This window comes from Streptomyces griseorubiginosus (genome assembly GCF_001514195.1).
Classification (GTDB): domain Bacteria; phylum Actinomycetota; class Actinomycetes; order Streptomycetales; family Streptomycetaceae; genus Streptomyces; species Streptomyces griseorubiginosus.
This window is the reverse complement of sequence record NZ_KQ948746.1, coordinates 68,110-85,283: the sequence shown is the minus strand read 5'-3', so window position 1 is coordinate 85,283 and position 17,174 is coordinate 68,110. Positions and strand designations below refer to the sequence as shown.

Annotated in this window: 6 protein-coding genes; 1 reads left to right on the top strand and 5 read right to left on the bottom strand. The window is 67.3% G+C overall.

What is annotated here, in order from left to right; translation table 11 throughout:
- Positions 1-85: 85 nt before the first annotated feature.
- Positions 86-7,333: a polymorphic toxin-type HINT domain-containing protein gene (locus tag AQJ54_RS38380; protein WP_169808266.1), complete on the bottom strand. Its 7,248-nt coding sequence runs from the start codon at positions 7,331-7,333 to the stop codon at positions 86-88.
- Between the two features lie 473 nt (positions 7,334-7,806).
- Between AQJ54_RS38380 and AQJ54_RS38375 the strand changes: the two genes are divergently transcribed.
- The gene (locus AQJ54_RS38375; RefSeq protein ID WP_062245678.1) at positions 7,807-11,268 is read left to right on the top strand and encodes an FG-GAP repeat domain-containing protein; all 3,462 of its coding nucleotides are present in this window, start codon (positions 7,807-7,809) and stop codon (positions 11,266-11,268) included.
- 53 nt (positions 11,269-11,321) lie between these two features.
- Here the strand turns inward: AQJ54_RS38375 and AQJ54_RS38370 are convergent, their stop codons facing one another.
- From AQJ54_RS38370 to AQJ54_RS38355, 4 genes are all read right to left on the bottom strand, one after another.
- The gene (locus AQJ54_RS38370) at positions 11,322-12,533 is read right to left on the bottom strand and encodes an acyltransferase family protein (RefSeq protein ID WP_062245677.1); all 1,212 of its coding nucleotides are present in this window, start codon (positions 12,531-12,533) and stop codon (positions 11,322-11,324) included.
- Positions 12,530-14,731, bottom strand: a complete 2,202-nt coding sequence (locus AQJ54_RS38365) for a bifunctional polysaccharide deacetylase/glycosyltransferase family 2 protein (RefSeq protein ID WP_062245675.1) — start codon at positions 14,729-14,731, stop codon at positions 12,530-12,532. Before AQJ54_RS38365 ends, AQJ54_RS38370 begins: the two co-directional genes overlap by 4 nt.
- Positions 14,731-15,915 (bottom strand): hypothetical protein, encoded by a 1,185-nt coding sequence (locus tag AQJ54_RS38360; protein ID WP_248845521.1) that lies wholly within the window; start codon positions 15,913-15,915, stop codon positions 14,731-14,733. Before AQJ54_RS38360 ends, AQJ54_RS38365 begins: the two co-directional genes overlap by 1 nt.
- Before the next feature lie 226 nt (positions 15,916-16,141).
- Positions 16,142-17,131 (bottom strand): LysR family transcriptional regulator, encoded by a 990-nt coding sequence (locus AQJ54_RS38355; protein ID WP_062245671.1) that lies wholly within the window; start codon positions 17,129-17,131, stop codon positions 16,142-16,144.
- Positions 17,132-17,174: the final 43 nt, after the last annotated feature.

Sequence of the window (17,174 nt, the reverse complement as noted above, 5' to 3'; positions counted from 1 at the left end):
CCTCGGCCCCGGAAGGGACAACGCCGAGCTCCATGGCTGCACGCAACACAGCCGGTGCGGTCAGCGACCTAGCAGCCATTCAACATCACCACTTTGTCCATCTGCGAGACCCGTTGGGCACCCTTATGAGGTCGAAGACTATCCCATCGGACGTGTCACGGTACGTCCACAGCTCACCGTAATCAACGCCCATTTGATTCATGTAGCGTCGCAGCTGCCGAGTACCAGCCTTGATGCCACTCGCAGTATTCGGCTTGAGCTCCACGGGGAATCCATCCGCAGTAAAGCCGTCCGGGATATTGCCCGGCGAGATTTGATGACCGCGCGAATAACCAAGGGAATCCAAATGCTCTCCCCATTCGGGTCCATTATGGACCCTCGTCCCTCGTGCAGCAGCGGCACTATTCCCGGACTGGAGGTTCGTCGTGCATCCGCCAGAATTGTGAACAAGTACCGGAGTCTCGCCCGCCAGCACATAGTACGTGTGCAAGTCGTCGACGGTGAGGTTGTAAGTACGTGCGTACTTGGTGAAGGCGCGGTTTCCGGTGACGATGACGGTGTCACCCTCGTCGGTGAGCAGAGTCATGCCTGGCTTCAGGGCCCCCGCGTCGACCCAGTCACCTTCGGACGGAGACCAGAACGGGTGCTCGAAGGTGGCCGTCAGCTTCTCGATGCCGTCGCCTGTTGCGATGGACAGCTCGCTGAAGTGCTTGTCGTGCTCGGTGATGATGAGGTGGGTGACTTTTCTGGAGCCCGATTCTCCCGTACGGGGATCCGTGGCCTTGACTTCGTCACCAACCTTGACGTCTTCAATGTTCTTGGTCGAGCCATCGGCCATGAGGACGTCCGTTCCGGCCAGGAAGCAGTGGACACAACCTCCAGAAGCCCGGGCACCCCGACCGAGCAGGCCACCTCGCCCCAGACCCAAGGCCGCGACGAATTCTTCCCCTATCTCTCGACTGCGCTCCCAAACACGGGCATCCGTCTCACATTCAGGCCCGTGATTAAGGCAATAGGTGGCGGCGATTTCCTTCGCACCGGCTATGTCATCCGGGTGGTCAAGAGAATAGGCATACGCCTTGTTGCAGCCCATTCGCCCATAACAAACCGTTTGCTGACTGCCAAATACGTTTGTCTGGGGGAACCAATAACTACCTGACGTATGCGCCAGCTTGTTGCTTCCGGCACCGTAGTACTGCGCCGCGAGTAGGCGTGCGTCGTTGGAATTCGGCGTCGTCGTGCCGATCCAGGCCTTGGTGGTGATAACGGTGCTGTAGCCATTGCAGTAGCTGCAGGATTTCTCTCCCTTGCGCTGCCCGGTATACCCAGCACGCTTCCCGTCCCCGGCCACCGGATAGCCGTCTCCGCAGATGTCTCGCCGGCACAGGCCCGAGGGGTCGCTGAAGCTGACAGGGCTGTTGTTCGAGTACGCGTACCCGTTCATCTGAAGCGGGTCCGCCAGGTCGATGATCGGGTCCGCGGAGAGGAAGCGGCCTGAAGCCTGGTCGTATTCGCGCGCCCCGATGTGCGTCAAACCGGTGGCTGCGTCGTCCACGCCGACGCCCAGATAGCTCCGTTTGTTCGGCCAGCTCGACGGCTTCGCTCCACGCACATCGCCGTAGGGCTTGAAATCGCGGCGGGTGACCGTCTGGCCACTGGCCAGGTCGACCGACGTGTTCGCCGTGCCGAGGTTGTCGGAGATCAGGACACTGAGCTTGTGGCCCGTAGTCGCGCCGTTGGTCGTGGAGCGGACGACTGTGGGTGCGCCGGCCTGGGCGTAGGAACGCGACGCCTTGGTGATGGTGCCGGTCGCGTTCGTCGTCAGCTCCGTCTCGCCCAGGTACAGGGTCGAGCCCGAAGCAGAGTTCTCCAGCAGGCGGTTGCCCGCGGCGTCGTAGACGTACGTCGTCTTGGTGCCGCCGCTGGTGATCGAGTCGAGCTTGTTCTCCTGCGACCAGACGAGGTTCTGTGTGCCGCCGGACAGGGCCCGCACGGTGTTGTTGCCCGTGGTGTCGTAGATGTAGGAGCTGCCCCGGCCCGACGGGTTCGAGCTGACCGTCGTCATGGTGTGGGGCTGGGTCCGGTACGCCGGAGTGGTCGGCGTCGCATCGACCGTCTTGCCGTAGCCGTAGGTGAGCGTGACGTTCTTCGTCGCGTCCGCCGTGTCGTGCTCGGTCATGGTGGCACGGTTGCCGAGCCAGTCGAAGGTGAACGACTGACGGTAGGCGGTGGCTCCCGTGGAGACGGTCGTGGCGTCCGGAGCTGCGGCAGCAAGCGTCGACTTCAGCGCCGAGTCCGGAGCCGCGGCATCCGTCGCCTCGTCGGGGGCGTCGGTGACGGGGCCCGAGGACGCCGCGTAGTCGGTGCGGTGGCCCCAGGTGGCGCCATTCGCAGCCTTGCAGCCCGTTCCGTCGCCGCCCGGCGCGACCTTGGACGTCCAGGCATGCACCAGTTCACCCAGCACGTCGTAGGTGAAGCACTGGGTGTCCCAGACCTTGTCCGCCGGGTCACCGAGTTGGCGCGTGCTGGAGGTGATCGTCCCGGAGGAGTCGTAGGAGTAGTAGTTGTCCGCGATGCGATGCGGGCCGGCTGTCTCGCGGTCCGTGACCGTGCGTTGGAGGCTGCCGTTGAAGGGGTTGACGAAGTTCGTCGTCCAGACGCGGTAGGGCTGGGATCCGGAGACGGCACGCAGTACCTCTCCGTAGGGCGAGTAGGTGGCGTCGGAGGTGTACCAGGTCTGGCCCGAGGTCGATTCAGGCAGACCGTCGCTGTTGTAACGGCTGACGACCTTCTCCCGCGCCAGACCGCCTGCCGCGGGCAGCGTGACGGACAGCGGCTTACCTGTCGGTGTGTACGTGTAGGTGTACGCGTACGTGCCCGACAGTCCCGTCGTCATCGAGTTGGCCGGGATGACTGTCTCACTGCCGGTGACGTTGTACTCGGCGTCGTAGCCGGTGACGCGGCTGACGTAGTCACCGGTGTCGGTGTGCCGCTTGGAAGAGAGCGGCTGGCCGATGCCGCCGGGCGCATCGTCGTAGGTGTACTCCTTGACCGGCGTGGCGGTCGTGGAGCCCTGCCGCACCTTCAGGACGCGTCCGAGGATGTCGTACTCGGTGTAGGTGTGCAGGCCGAGGTCGCTCCGCACGTGATTGGCACGGTCGGCCGAGTCGTACCAGGTGTCCGTGGTGCCGGTGTCGGGGTCAGTCGCGGACGTCACCCTGCCTCGGGCGTCGTAGGTGTACAGCCACTCGTTGCCGGCCGGATCGGTGACCTTGGAGCGGTTGCCCCTCGCGTCGTAGTCGTAGGTGGTCAGACGACCCTCGTTGGAGTTGCCCTGGGTGTAGTGCTTCAGCATGGTGGGGCGGCCGAGGGCGTCGTACGCGGTCCAGGTCTTCGGCAGGGTCGAGCCCGCCGGGTCCACGAACGTGGAGGAGCGGCCGTACGACGTGTAGTTCGCGTACTTGTACTGGTCGCCCTGGTAGACCTGTGACCGTACTTCGCGTTCCAGGCCGTCGTAGCGGTATTCGGTCCAGGAGGGGAACAACCAGTTCGACTTCGGGGCGAACAGAACCGCCTCGGGTTCGCCCTTCGCCAGATAGCCCCCCGTCTTCTCCTGCACGAGGCCGTGGTCGTCGTACTTGGTGTCCACGATGATGCGGCCGGGGCCGTGCGCCTCAGACTGCTGCTGGACCTCGCGCCCCAGACCGTCGTACAGAGTGATGTTCGCGGCGTAGGAACCGTCGTCCTTCAGAGTCTTGACGGTCACCGCCGCCGGGCTGTTCTTCGTGCTCGTTGCGATGGCCGCCTGGTAGGCGATCTGCACGTTCGGCGACTGTCCCGCGCCTGAACGGGACGGGGACCAGCCCTTCACCAAACGGCCGAGAGCGTCGTATTCGGTGCGGGTGACACGGCCGTTGGGGTCCGTCACCGTGAGAGGGAGACCACGTCCCGGGTCGTAGGTCGTGATGGTCTCGTAGTCCTTGGCGTCGTAGGACCTCACTTCGGTGACCGGACCACCCTCGTCACCGGGGGTGTACTTGGTCTCCGTCGTGCCCTTGCCGGGAGACGTGACGGTACGGACCCTGCCCAGCGGGTCGTAGGTCGTCGTGACCACTGACGAGTACGCCGTGCCGGCACCGTCGATCTCGGCCTTCGAGGTGACCATGCCCCTGGGAGGCACCGATCCGTAGGAGAGATCGTCGTAGCTGAACCGAACGGCCGACTTGAGTTTGGTGGCCGGGTCCGCCGTGTCGTGCGCGGCACACGAAGTACCGGTGCTGCGCTGCTCCTTCGGCAGCCCGATCAGCCACACCGTGGTGTTGTGGAGGTACGACGTCTTGGTGCACGTCTGGTTGGAGAGGGTCTCGGCGGTGCCGTTGGGCTCGACGACAGCCGTTTCGATCTGCTCGGGTAGTCCGTAGGTGTCATCGACGGTGGTGAGCGTGCGCACAGCGCGCCATCCCGAGTCCAGGGTCTGGATCTCGTCCGTTCGTTTGACACCGGTGCGGTGAGCGAGCAGCGGGTCCGCGGTGGTGCCGTCCTCGTTCTCGCGGGCTCGGGAGGCTGTCTGCTGCGACCACGGGAAGTTGAGGCTGCGGTTGAGAACCTCGCCGTTGGAGTCGCGGTAGGTGATGGTCTCCGCGGTCATGCCTGCGTACTGCGGTGCGTCGTCCGCGACGAGCGTGTAGGCACCGGTGGAGTCCTTCACCGCGCCGCCGACGCCCTGGAGATAGCGGGTCACTGACAAGGACTGAGTCGGCGCCTCTCCGACCTCGGAGACGGCCGTCTCGCCCTTGGTGACCGTCACCTGCCGGTAGCCACGCCAGTCGCTGTAGGTGCGCAGAGCGGGGCGGGTGAACTCGTCGTCTGTTTTGGCCCAGGCCGATCCGGAGTACTCGTACTTCGCGGTGACCGGCTTGCCCCGAGAGGTGACCTTGTCCATCTCCGTCACCGATGCGACGACGTACTTGTTGAACCAGGCCTTCGCAGGGGTTTTCTCGTCACCGTCAGGGGACCAGCGCACCGGGAAGCAGGTGCCGTTGCTCCTTCCCTTGTCCTCCGTGGGCTCGGTGGCGCAGCCGCCCGTGTACTCGACGTGGATGTCCCCACCGTTCTCGGTGGAGACGGTCCCGATGCGCGGGCGAGTGAAGCCGGGACGCTGGTCGCTCTTGTTCTTCAGCACCAGATTCGGCAGTTGGCGGTCCCGGAGCCGGCCCCGCAGGGGCGAGGAGGAACCGACCGTGTACTGCGCGAAACTCACACCGTAGTCGGACTGCACGGTGCCAGTCGTGTCTCCGGGGGCGTAGCCGGTGCGGGTGATGGAGTTGAGCCACAGGCTGGGAGCTGTGTCGTACCAGCCCTCGGGGAAGGACTGACGAAGCGTGTACTTATCGACCGGGCCGGGGCCGGCCTGGCCCGCACGAGCCGCCTTTGTCGTGACAGTGTCCAGGCGCATCTGCGTCCAGAAAGACGGGAACGCCTGGCACATCTTTGACGTGGACTTGCAGTTGAGGTTGCCGGGGGTGTCCCACCAAGGACGATAGGCGCCCGGGTCGTCGGTCTTGGCGAAGTTGGTTTCGGTGCAGACCGAGGCCGACTTGAGGCAGCGCTGCTTGACGCCGAATTCCACCGTCGCCGACGGCTTGGTCAGGCCTTCAGGCCGCATGCCGTACTCGATGGACGCCGGGTAGGCGTAACGGTCGTACTGCTCAGGAGACTTGAACTTCTCGCGGACGGCGTAGTAGTTGGTCTCCTGCTTCCAGTTGACGATCATCGTGTTGCCGTTGACGTCGACGACCTTGTCCAGGCCCCAGCGCCAGGCCTGCTGCTTGCCGGCGCCACAGCGTGAGTCGGCGAAGGCCGTGGCGTGGCACGGCTCTCCCTCGTGGTTGCCGAAGACCGGGACGGTGGAGACGGAGTTGGTGGTCGCGTGGCCGCCGCCAACCGTGTTCTGGCCGTAGTAGTACTGGGTGCCGTCGGTGGTGGTGACGACCCAGTACTCGCCGTTGTTGTCGTCGTTCGTGCCGCCCACCCGGTGTTCGACCCGGGTGCCGTCGTCCTGTTGCGGGCGGTAGACCTCGGTGTCCTTGTCGGGGTTGCTGCCGGATGCCGCGTCCCGGACCAGTTCCGTGGTCTTGCCGCCCAGTGACATCACCGCGTTGTACGACACCCAGCACAGGTCGGACGTCTTGTCCTTCTTGGCCGTGTTGTTGGGAGTTCCGGCCTTGAGCGTCTTGCGGTCGTCCTGGCAGGAGCGGTAGCGGCGCTCGATGTAGCCGGGGTCGTACGACCAGCCTTCGCCGATCCAGGAGGCCTGGGGCGAGGCCACGGACGTGCGGCCGTCCACGGTCTGCGAGCTGTACTCGAAGGAGATCTTGGGAGTCGGTCCAGCCGGGGGGTCCGGCACGGTGAGGGGGTAGGACCAGTTGAACGCGCCCGATGATCCACCAGCCGTCCACTTGCCGTCCGAGGAAAGCGGTGTCGCTTTGAAGGTGCCACCGCCCCCTGCACCGGAATCGACAGCACCGATCACCGCCGTGCCACTGCCGGCAGTGGCAATCGGTGTCGCCTTCCGATAAGCGGCTTGGACGACACCGGAGTGCGAGGGCTTCACGGACCTCGCCGAGGCAGGTGTCACCGTGCCGTCGGCTGCGGGGTCGACCGTGGCCGTGAGCGACGCCGACGCCGTGTCGTTCGCGGTCTCCAGTTCCTCGTAGGCCTGGCATGCCTCGTCGTCCGGCGTGTCCAGATAGCAGTCCGGGAACTGTACGAAGCGGAGGCGGGACGCCCAGTCGGCACCGTAGAGGTTCTCGAACTTGGTGTAGTCGAGCTTCACGGAGACCGGGACCGCTCCGCTGGCGGGGGCTTGCACGACGATGACGGCACCATCGGCGCCCTGGCCCAACGCAGTATCGCGCGGCGGAACCATGACCTGCCATATGCCTGTCGGTGCAGACTGACCGACTGCCTGACCGAGGCTCACCGGCAAAGTACCGGCAGGCTTCATGCCCACTTGCTGCGCTGCTTGTGCTGCGGTTCGGGCCGAGGCCGACATAGTGGGCGAATTGAAATCGACCTGCGCCGATCCGGCAGGGGCCGTGACAGTGGCGGCAGGCACTTCAAACAGGTCCTTGGGCACCTTCGCGCGCAACGTCGTGCGGTCCAGGCTGAAGTCTTCACCTGGGATCGGCTCTTCCTTCTCAAGCGTCTCCAGGGAGAGCGTCTCCCGCCCGATCTCCGCCTTCGCCGGATCCGGGGGAAGCGCAAAGGCCTGTACGGGCAGCAGTCCGATCAGCAGCGCCGCCGCCGTGACCGGAACTGCGGTGCGTGCCATGCGGCGCTTGCGAGCATGCGAAAGTCGATCGAACACGACCAGGTCCCCCCGGACCACTTGAAGCGGGACCGGTGAAGGACCACGCGTGACGACTTATCAGAGAGCATAGATTCTGTGATCACTCTGTGAAAAAGCGCCAGATGCGACGGATCGATGTGATGATCGTCACCGTGCGTAACGCAATATTACGCAGCGAATACCCTTGTAAGCAGGATTTCGCTTTACGTGGGATTGACTTCCCCTTTATCGCCCATTGGGGAAAATCAGACCTCTTGCGACATAGGCCACGCCGAAGCGGCCAAGTTGCCCCGTTTGGTTGATATTTGCGATCAAGCATCTCAGTCACTCTGCGCTTTCGTCGCAGCACCGAGCCCTCACGGCGGAGGCAGTCCCCAAGATCGCCACAGGGTGACGACAGTTTCCCCATAGGTCATCATCGGCTGGCCACACGAGGGGGAAGGGGAACCCGCCCGATGACGCACAACAGGCGTCGCCTGCCCGGCCGTCGGGCCGGAGCGGCACTGCTCGCCGCCGCCATCACCACGACCGGCATCGTCTACGCCGGCTTCCGGCTGACCGACGATGCCCACAACGACAGGGCCCGTGGCCGAAGCGCTCCAGCGGTCAGCGAATCCGTCGCACTCGCCCAGGCCGCGAGGACGGGGAAGTCCGTCGAGGTGACCGCGGCCCGCACCGCACGCTCCACCACGTGGGCCCGCCCCGATGGCCAGATGGCGAAGCAGCTGTACTCCTCCCCGATCCGGGCCAAGGTGGACGGCGAGTGGAAGAGGATCGACCCGAACCTGCGGCGCACTGCGCAGGGTTGGGAGCCAAAAGCCACCAACACGCGGATGGTGTTCTCCGCTGGGTCGGAGGGGCGCGGCGAAGAGCGCTCTTCCCGTTCAACCACGCACCGCGCCTCTCTGATCAAATCCGCCGCCGCGGACGCCGGGACGCCGTTGGCCACGCTCCACGTCGGCAACAACGGGGAGCACACGATCCAGCTCACCTGGCCGGGCCCCATACCGACGCCGATCGTCGACGGCAATCGCATCTTGTACCCGGAGATCTTCCCGGGCGGCGACCTGGTGCTGACCGCGGACGACGACGGATTCGGCCAGACCCTCGTGGTGAAGAACCGGCAGGCCGCGTCCGATCCGCACGTTCAGCAGATGACATACGGCCTGCACTCCAACAATCTCTCCTTCCGCTTGGACCCGCTGTCAGGGATGCTCAGCGCGGTGAACCTCTCCAACGATGAGGTCGCCGTCTCCCCCACCCCGTTGATGTGGGACAGCAGCGGATCCCCCGCCGTCACCGACGGACAGGTGGGTGCCACGGCCCAGCCGACCGAGGCTGAATCCCCGGATCCGACCGACTCACCGACCGAGACGCCCTCGGACACGGCAAGCCCGACAGAGGAGGAAGTCGAGTCCGACGAGCAGAAGGACACCGACGTCGAGGTTCTCCCCTCCGCAAGCGACGGTCCCGTACCCTCAGTTTCGGAATCTCCCCTGCCGTCTGCGCCGGCCGAGCCGACCCCGGCGCCGTCCCAGACCGGTTCCGGCGCGTCGCTGAGCCTGTCCGCCCTGGATGGCCCTTCTCCCGACTCGCGCGGTGAACTGGTGAAAGCCGGTCTGTCCCCGGGCCAGTGGACTCTCACACCGGATCAGGACTTTCTCGACGATCCAGCCACGGTCTACCCGGTCTTCATCGACCCCTCGGTGAAGAAGCAGATGCAAAACTGGACCACCGCCTACGATCGCCACCCCAAGGCCACGTTCTACAACGGCAAGGGTTTCAACAAGGGCGGGACGCACGAGGCACGGGTCGGCTTCGAGTCCGACACTTGGGGTACGTCACGGTCGTTCTTCAACATGACCTTTGGCAAGGACCTCAAGGGCGCGAAGATCACAACAGCCAAGCTGTACCTGCTGGAGACGTATTCCTGGTCCTGCCAGGCCCGCTCCATGAGCGTGCACCTGACGAGCGAGATCAACGCGCACACGAACTGGGACAACGCTCCCGAGCTCCATGACGGCAACAAGTTGGCCACCAAGAGCTTCGCGCACGGCTACAAGTCCGGCTGCCGCGACGCCTACGAATCCTTCGATGTGAGAAAGGGCGCGCAGAAGCGAGCCGACAAGGGGGCGGACTCGATCACCTTCGGGATGCGGGCACGGGACGAGGACTCCCAGTACGCGTGGAAGAAGTTCGTGGCCGACGGCAACGAGCACCCACCTGTACTCGACCTCGTCTACAACCGCAAACCATCGATCGTCACCGACTCCCTGGACCTCGGCCCGGACGGCAAGTGCACCACCACGAAGCCCTATGTCCGCATGGGTTCCGGCGATCTGACCTTCACCGCCAAGGCCACGGACAAGGACAAGAACCTCGACGCCTTCGACTTCGACCTGTGGGAGATGGGGAAGTGGAATGAGACCGGCGATCTGCTGAAGTCGACCGGCAGGATCCAGCTAGGCCGAGACCTCGGCACGGCGTTGAGCACCACCAGCGGATTCGCCACCAGCAAGCTCAAGAACGGCGCCACATACTCCTGGCGAGTGCAGATCTTCGACGACGCGGGCAGCACCTCGGGCTGGTACCCGAAGACGCCCTGCCGCTTCGTCCTCGACACCGCCGCGCCGCGCCCACCCGTGGTGACGTCCGCCGACTTCCCCAACGCGGACGGCAGCCAGAACGGCTTCGGTAGCGGTGGTGAGGACAGCAAGTGGTCCGACAAGAAGTTCGGTACTGCCGGCGCCTTCGACCTGCGCGCCCTGGACAAGGATGTCGTGCGATACGAGTACGGCTACAACTCGCCCAGCTACAGCGGGGTCGTTTCTCGCGTCAACGGCACGGCTACCACCGTCCACGCCGCCATCAGCGACGCCAAGCCCCCCGCCGCCGGACCCAACGTGCTCTACGTCCGGACCGTCGACGCTGTCGGCAACGTCTCCGAGCCCACCAAGTACTTCTTCTACGTCACCCCGCGCGATCAGGCAGACAAGCCCGGCGACTTCACCGGTGACCAGTTCCCGGACATGATGGTCGTCACCGACGAGGGCAACCTGGCGCTGTACCCCTCCGAGGCGACGACGACCGACGCGACCAAGGGTTCGGGCGACCTGAACTACTCGATGCCTGGCGCCTATTGGCCCAACCCCGACAAGGATCCCAACGGCAACGACGATCTGCCGCCCTACGTCGGGGCCCCGAAGGGCCACTTCAAGGGCGCCCTGATCACCCATAACGGTGACATCTACGGCGGAGACGGCCTCCAGGACCTGGTCGTCCGGGTGGGCGGCAAGCTCTGGGTCTATCCGAGCGACGGCTATGGTGCGGTGAACATCGACAGACGGCAGGAGATCCTGCTGCCGTCCAGCGCCCCGAGCCCTTCGACACTGACCCAGATCGTGGCCGCCGGGGACATCACGGGCGACGGCCGCACCGACTTCTTCGCCACGGCCGGCGATTCGTTGTGGGCCTTCACCGGATACCACGGTGCGACGGTCGACCAGGCAGTTCTGTTGTCCGGTGGGTGGACGAACCGTGACCTGGTGACCGTCATGGACGTCAGCGGAGACGGTGTCGCCGACATGGTCTACCGGACCGACTCGTCCGGGCGCCTTCTGCTCCGCAAGGGCATCGCCGCGAGCTCTGGAGGGACCGACCTCAACTCCCTGGCCTCCGCCGCGAACTCCTCGGGCAAGACCGACACCGAGTACGGTGCCTCCGGCTGGTACACCGCCGACGTTCCGCTGCTGATGGGTACACCTGACGCCAACGGTGACGGCATCCCCGACATCTGGGCCGTCGCGGCCAACGGTGCCGTGAGATTCCATGCAGGGAGCAAGACCGTGCTGTCGGGCTCGGGTACTCAGGTCATCAACCCGAACACGTACTGGCAACTCCGGCAGTCCATCGGATGACCCGGCCGGGCTCCGCTTCCCGCACGGGGCGCGGAGCCCGGAGCCCGGAGCCGTCAGGATCCTTCCGCCGCTCTCGCGCCGTGCCGGACCCGGCCCCGCCGCGAACCGTTCGGCCACAAGCGAGGCCGTCGCTTCGCCGCCAGGTCCTCGATCCAGCCGAACGCCACGATCGCCACCCCGATCAGCGGCCACACCAGGACGAACATCCACAGCATGTCCGTCGCGTCCAGTGCCGCCACCGCGCGGTCGCTCTGCAGGAAGGGGAGGTTGTAGGCCTGGTCGATGATCGGGACCGTGGCCATGATCAGCAGGTTGTGCCAGAGGTAGATCGTGACGGCACGGTTGTTGGAGAGGGTGACCAGCTTGTCCCAGCGGGCCAGGCGGCCCGGGAGTTCCTGCCAGGACGGGGAGTACTGGAGGAGGATCATCACGAAACCGAAGGACCAGGCCGCCTGGGCGAGCGGGATGTCGTTCAGGTCCCAGCCGTCGGGGCCCTGGTGTCCGGACGCCCACCACAGGCCGAACGCCATCACCAGCACCGAGCCGGACACGGCGAGATAGCGCGGGACCTTCGCCAGCACTCCCTCGTGGTGGGCGAAACCGAGGACCCAGCAGCTGCCGTAGACCGCGAAGTCGGTGACCGCGTTGCCGAGTTCGCCGGGGATGGTCACCCAGCCCGTGCCCACCACCGCCGCCAACCCCAGCGGAGCGAGCAGCGTCGCCCACGGCACCCTGCGGAACGCCCACAGCAGCAGCGGCGACAGGAGCACGAACCACAGATAGGCGCGGAGGTACCAGAGCGGGCCCACCGCCTGGTCCGCCCACGTGCTCTCCAGCAGGTCCTTCGGGAAGCCGATCTCCCAGGGGTACGGCGGCGCCCCGATCGGGATGACGTAGTTCACCAGCTCCAGCAGGCCCCAGGTGCCGCTGTGGTCCGGGTCCTCGGACAGCTTCCAGCCGCCCGCGAACATCAACGGCAGCACCACCGCACCGAACGCCCAGAGGGGAGGCAGGAGCCGGCGGAGCCTGCCCCTGATCACGCTCAGCGCCGGCCGGTTCAGCGACCGTGCCATCAGCGAGCCCGCCAGCGCGAACATCACGCCCATCGACGGGAACAGCACGGTCAGCCAGGCCCAGCCGAAGAGGTGGTACAGGACCACCCGGACCAGGGCGAGGGAGCGGAGGAGGTCGAGGTAGCGGTCCCGGCCGGGCGCCTTCGGAGGCGCGGCCGCCTCCCGCTGACCGGCGGCGTAGTCCTGGGTCATCCCACCGGCCTCCGCTCGTCGCTCTCACTGCTCTTCCGCGGACTCGGCACCGGTCCGCCCGGCGCCTCCACGACCCCCGTGCGGCGCAGCTTCTGCCAGCGCAGGCGGCCGCCGGTCAGGGCCGTGATCCAGGACTGGAGCAGCACCACGTACATGAGCTGGCGGTACAGGATCTGCTGCAACGGCAGCGAGATCAGGTGGCTCATGCGTTCGCGGTCGAGGCGGAACGCGTAGGCGGCGCAGACCACTTGGATCGCGAGCACGCCCAGCCAGGCCACGACCGTCTTCTGGGTCGGGCCGAACACCACGCCGTAGAGGAGGAACACGTCGATCAGGGGGGCCAGCAGGGGCGCCACGACCATGAACAGCGAGACCAGCGGCAGGCCCACGCGGCCGAAACGGCCCGACGGGCCCCGCTCCACCAGCGCCCGCCGGTGCTTCCAGATGGCCTGCATGGTGCCGTACGACCACCGGTAGCGCTGCGACCAGAGCTGCTGGACCGACTCCGGTGCCTCGGTCCAGGCGCGCGCCTTCTCGGCGTAGACCACGCGCCAGCCGTCCCGGTGCATGGCCATGGTGATGTCGGTGTCCTCGGCGAGCGTGTCGTCGCTCATGCCGCCGCCGCGTTCCAGCGCGGAGCGGCGGAAGGCTCCCACCGCGCCCGGGATGGTCGGCATGCACCGCAGGATGTCGTACATCCGGCGGTCCAGGTTGAAGCCCATCACGTACTCGATGTGCTGCCAGGCGCCGATGAGCGAGTCCCGGTTGCCGACCTTGGCGTTGCCCGCGACGGCGCCGACGCGCGGGTCGCCGAAGGGCTGCACCAGCTCGCGGACCGTGGACGGTTCGAAGACGGTGTCGCCGTCCATCATCACGATGATGTCGTGACGGGCGTTCGCCAGGCCGCGGTTGAGGGCGGCCGGCTTGCCCGCGTTGAGCTGGCGGACCACCCGGACGTTGGGCAGGTCCATCGCCTCGACGATCCGGGCGGTGCCGTCGCTGGAGCCGTCGTCGATGACCAGCACCTCGATCGGGTGCTCGCTCGCCATCAGCGAACGCACGGTGTTCTCGATGCACTTGGCCTCGTTGTACGCCGGGACCAGCACCGAGACCGGCTGCACCACCGGCTCTCCCCAGCGGAAGTCCTTGCGGCGCACCCGGCGCGCGTGGATGCCCGACAGCAGCAGCATGAGGACGAAGCGGCCGATGACCAGGGAGCCGATGATCGCGAGCCCGACGACCAGCACGTCGGTGATCTGCTCGGAGGCCTGGACCAGGAAGATCCACGCCTTGCCCTTCCACAGCTCGGGCCCGGTGACCGCGGTGTGCGCGCTGGGCGCGTCGAGGGCCTCGGTGAGGTTGTCGAACCGGTAGCCCCTGGCCGCCATGTCCGGCAGGAACCGGTCCAGCGCCTGGACGGTCTGATGGCGGTCGCCGCCGGAGTCGTGCATCAGGACGATCGCGCCCTTGCCCTTCTTCGGCGTGGCATTGCTGATGATCTTGCGGACGCCGGGCTTCTGCCAGTCCTCGCTGTCGGTGTTGTTGACGACGGTGATGTAGCCGCGGGTGCCGATGTACTGGGTGACCGGCCAGGACCGGTCGTCCATGGCGTCGGCGAAGGAGGAGTACGGCGGGCGGAAGAGAGAGGTGCGGATCCCGGCCGCGCCGGCGAGCGCGAGCTGGTTCTGGGACAGCTCCCAGTCGATGCGCTTCTTCGACTGGAAGGACAGGTCGGGGTGGTTGAAGGTGTGCAGTCCGACCTCGTGCCCCTCGTCGACCATGCGCCTGACCAGGTCCGGGTAGCGGGAGCTCATGGTGCCGGTGACGAAGAAGACGGCGTGCGCGTGGTGCTTCTTGAGGACGTCCAGGACCTTGGGGGTCCAGGTCGGGTCCGGGCCGTCGTCGAAGGTGAGCACGATCCGGTGGTCCGGGATCTTCAGGCTGGTCGCCCCGCCGCCGCGGGTGTCGATCACCGGCCCGCCGTCGATGATCTTCTCCGGCACCTTGTCGGAGGCCGCTTCGGGCTGGATGCGGTGGTCGGCGAGGATCTCGCTGTGGACGTACCCGCGCAGCATCAGCATCGCCATCAGGGCGACGAGGACGAGCACGGGCAGCAGCAGGCGCATGGGCAGGCGGCGGCGCCGGGAGCCGACGGGGGCGCCGTGTGCGGCCCCCGGACGGCGGGTGCGGGGTGCCATCAGAGGATGTTCTCCGGGGACGGGGAGGAGAGCGGGGCGTCGGAGGGCCCGGCGGGAGACGAGTCGGCGGACGGCGCCGAGGCCGGCGGGGTGTCCGACGCGATGGGCGAGGGCGCGGCCGGGCCGTCGGCCACCGTGCCGGGTCCGGCGCTGTCGCCGCCCGTGGTCTGGGTCGGGGCGACCGTCGGGTCGGGGCTGGTGGTCGCGGGCGGGGTGACCGTCGGGCTGGCCGGCGGGGTGACCGACGGCGTCGGCTGGGCCGACGGGTCGGCGCTGACCGACGGGTTGACGCCCGGCTGCGTGGCCGGTGCCGACGGATCGGCGGACGCCCCCGGCCTCGCCGGGCTCACGACCACACCCGGCGCGGTGCCGCTGACGCCGGGCACCGGAGTCGCCCCGCCGCTCACCGTCGGGGTGGTCCCGGGAAGCACTCCCACGGGCAGGGCCGGATCCGCCGACTCGGCCGGGACCGGGCTGGTGTCGACCTTCCCGGCCGGGGCGTCGTCCTTCGGGCCGGTCACCGGCAGCCAGGGCGCGTTGGAGTTGCCGGACAGCAAAGTGACGACGATGACGACGGCGTAGACCGCGCAGGCGAGGCCCACGGCCATGCCGATCCGGCGGAAGCGACGGCTGCGGCGGCCCGACTCGTCGACGAAGACCGGCCCGTCGGAACCCTCGGAGCCACTGTCGCCCCCGGCCCCGCCGCCCTCGATCCGGCCCTCCCCGTTCACGCTGACCGCGTCGAGCTGGACGGTCACCTCGTGCGGGTCATGGGCGTGCCCGGCACCGCTGCCGGACTCGTCCCACGGATCCCGCACGACGGGCTTGGCACCGGGGGCCTGCGGCTGCGCGGGCGGCGTGGTGCGGGAGGGTTTCGGGTGTAAGACCGGCTCCGGTCCCACGACGGGCTCCGGGCGTACGACCGGCTCCGGACGTACGACGGGCTGCGGGCCCGGCGGCTTGGACAGGGCCTCGATACGGTCCGCGGCTCTCGGCGCTCCCGGGAAGTCCGGCTTGTCACCGGCGTCGAAGCCGGAGTCGAGGCCGGAGTCGAAGCCGGCCCTGGCGTCGGCCTTGGCGCCGGCCTTGTCACCGCCGTCGAAGAGGTCGCTTCTCGCGGCTCCGGTCTCCTCGGCCGAGCGGACGTCACCGCTCTCCGGGAAGGCCTGGGCGGCCCCCTTCACCAGAGCTATGTCCTGAGTTCCTGATGCAGCCTCGGGCCATTCCGGTTGGGCGTCTTCTCGCCACTTTTTCACGCGCACGCACATCCCCCCACGGGACCGTTCCGGGTGCGCGTACGCCTGGCAGCGTCGGCCGAACTGGGCCCCCACCCGGTCCGAGCGCCCCGTTTATCACAAAGTGCTCCGGCCGCGAATGTAGCGCAAGCGGAGGTTATGTGTTTGCCGCGTGTCAATCGCAGGGGTGCATATCGTGCTGATCGGTGGCTGGAATCCATCCATCGACGGGTCGTTGGAGCCAGCCCCGTTCGACGGACAATTCGACCGCGGCCCGGCGGAGGACATCGAACGCCGGGTGCACCAACCCCCTGCGCCACACCAACGACAGCGGCGACAGCGGCACCGGGTCGACCAGCGGACGCAGCACCGTGGCGGGCATGGCGGGGAAATCCACGACGGCGAGGATCGGGTTCCGGGTCTTCGCCATGATCCGCTGGAACTCCTCCTCGCCGACCGCGAGCGGCACCGGCGGCGCTATCGCGATGCCCCGTCCTTCGAACAGTTGACGAGCGAGATCGGTCCATTCCGGAGTACGCGGATTTCCGGCCCCGGCGTACACGGTCTCGCCCTCCAGGGCGGCCAGCGGGATCCGCTCCAGGGAGGCCAGCCGGTGGTCCTCGGGCAGGACGACCGCCATGGGCTCGTAGCGGACGGGCTGGTGGTCCAGGCCCGCCCGCAGGGCCGGGTCCAGGCCGGCGAACCGGCCGAAGGAGGCGTCCAGGCGACCGGCCAGCAACTCCCCCGCCGCACCGGTCAGCCCACTCTCGTAGCGGGCCATCAGCTCCAGCTCGGGAGCGAGTTCACGGGCTCTGAGCAGCACACTTCGGGCGGTGGCCTGGTCGGGGAAGTTCAGGTCCACCAGCAGGGGGCGGGCCTGCGCGAAGGCGGCGAGCAGTTCGTCCTGGGCGTCCAGCACGCGGCGGGCGTACGGCACCAGGCGCTCGCCGTCGCCGGTGAGCGTGACCTGCCGGGTGGTGCGCACGAACAGCTCCGCGCCGAGCTCCCGCTCCAGCCGCCGTACGTCTCGGCTGAGCGCCTGCTGGGCGACGTAGAGCCGGGCCGCGGCGCGCGTGAAGTGCAGTTCGTCGGCGACGGCGAGGAAGGCGCGCAGGAGGCGGGGGTCGAGGTGGCGGAGGCCGGGGACGGGAGGGTGTGCGGGCATCCGGTGAACTTACAACGCGCGTGCGTGAATCGGTGCGGAGAAG